2 protein-coding genes are annotated in these 2,108 nt (G+C 68.2%); both read left to right on the top strand.

Translation table 11 applies throughout. The features are described from left to right. Positions 1-1,389, top strand: a 1,389-nt coding sequence (locus VEG08_01545; protein ID HXZ26660.1) for a trehalose-6-phosphate synthase, incomplete at its 5' end; no start/stop codon positions are given. Positions 1,390-1,397: 8 nt separating this feature from the next. Further along, positions 1,398-2,108, top strand: a 711-nt coding sequence (locus VEG08_01540) for a trehalose-phosphatase (protein HXZ26659.1), incomplete at its 3' end; no start/stop codon positions are given.

Below are 2,108 nucleotides of genomic sequence, written 5' to 3'. Positions count from 1 at the left end.
CTCGAGCCCGTGATGCGCGCATGCTCGGGGACGTGGATCGCGCACGGCAGCGGTTCCGCCGACCGCGAGACGGTCGACCGCAACGATCGCATCGCCGTGCCGCCCGAGCATCCGATCTACCAGCTCCGCCGCATCTGGCTCACCAAGGAAGAGGAGGAGGGTTACTACTACGGCTTCTCCAACGAAGGGCTGTGGCCCCTCTGCCACATCGCCCACACCCGGCCACTCTTCCGCGCCGCCGATTGGGAGCACTACCAGAACGTCAACCGCAAGTTCGCCGACGCGCTGCTGGAGGAGATGCGTGACACGGAGAATCCCGTGCTCCTGGCCCAGGACTACCACTTCGCCCTGCTGCCCCGCCTGGTCAAGGAACAGCGCCCCGAGGTACGGGTGGCCATCTTCTGGCACATCCCCTGGCCCAATCCCGAGGTCTTCGGCATCTGTCCCATGCAGCGCGAACTGCTCGACGGCCTGCTGGGCGCAGATCTCATCGGCTTCCACATCCAGTCCCACTGCAACAATTTCATGCAGACGGTGGACCGGGCGCTGGAATCGCGTGCCGATTGGGAGCACTTCTCGGTCCAACGCCGCGATCATCTCACCCTGGTCCGCCCCTATCCCATCAGCGTGGAGTTTCACGAACCCAAGGAGAGCAAAGACCTCACCTCGCGGCCCGTCGACGTGGCCTCCGTCGAGCGCAACGCCTTGCTCAAGGACCTGGGTGTGGACGCGCTCTTCCTGGGCGTGGGCGTGGACCGGGTGGACTACACCAAGGGCATCCTGGAACGCCTGCTGGCGGTGGAGCGCTTCCTGGAGAGGTTCCCCCGCTACCAGGGGAAGTTCACCTTCGTGCAGGTGGGAGCGCCGAGCCGCACCCACATCAAGCGCTATCACGATCTCTATGCGGAAGTAGAGAGCGAGGCCGAGCGTATCAACTGGCGTTTCCAGGGGGAGCGCTGGAAGCCCATCGTCTTCCTCAAGCGCCAGCACAGTCACGAAGAGCTGCGGCATTTCTACCGCGCCGCCGACGCGTGCCTGGTCACCTCCCTGCACGACGGCATGAACCTGGTGGCCAAGGAATTCCTGGCCGCGCGCGACGACGAGCAAGGCATGCTCATCCTGAGCTGCTTCACCGGGGCCGCGCACGAACTGCACGACGCCCTCCTGGTGAACCCCTACGACATCAACCAGATGTCGCAGGCCATCCACTTGGCGCTGGAGATGGATCCTGCCGACCGCCGCGCGCGCATGCGCCACCTGCGCCAGGTGGTCAAGGAGAACAATGTGTACCGCTGGGCCGGCAACCTGATGGCCGACCTGTGCAACCTGCGCCTGGAGGCTCCGGAAGACCTGGGGGTTTCGGCCGGCGCCCGCCGGACGGTGGCGTGAGGACGCGCATGGCCGCCGCCGGCGAGATCGTGGACCGCGAACAGTTTCTGGAGCGGCTGGCGCGCGCCCGCCAGGCCGCCCTGCTGCTCGACTATGACGGCACCCTGGCGCCGTTCCGCGAGCAGCGTGCACGCGCCCTCCCCTACCCGGGCGTGCCCGGTCTGCTCAAGGAGATCATGCACGCCGGCACGCGCGTGGTCATGATCACCGGCCGCCCCGCCGGCGAGGTGGTGCGCCTGCTGGGCATCCTTCCCTATCCCGAGATCTGGGGCGCGCACGGCCTGCAGCGCCTCAAGCCCGACGGCTCCTGCGAACTGGTGACCGTGGATCCCGACGCCCGCCAGACTTTGGCCGAGGCCTCCGCCTGGCTGGAGCATTTTGGGGCCCGGCGTCTGGCCGAGTTCAAGCCCGGCAGCATCGCCCTGCACTGGCGCGGCCTGCCCGAGAGCGCGGCCGCCGAACTCCGCAGCAAGGCCCTGTTGCGCTGGATGCCGCTCTCCTTCCGCCCGCGCATGGCGCTGCTGGAGTTCGATGGCGGCATCGAACTGCGCGTGGGCGAGAGGAGCAAGGCCGACGCCGTCCGCACCGTCCTGGCGGAGCTGGACGACGACGCCGCCATCGCCTACCTGGGCGACGACCAGAGCGACGAGGAAGCCTTCGCGGCGCTGCAGCCGCGCGGCCTCGCCGTCCTGGCCCGCCCGGAATGGCGCCCCACCGCC

It is taken from the genome of Terriglobales bacterium (assembly GCA_035624475.1).
GTDB lineage: Bacteria > Acidobacteriota > Terriglobia > Terriglobales > Acidobacteriaceae > DASPRL01.
Note: the sequence above shows the minus strand (reverse complement) of the source record. Positions and strands in the feature narration are given on the sequence as shown.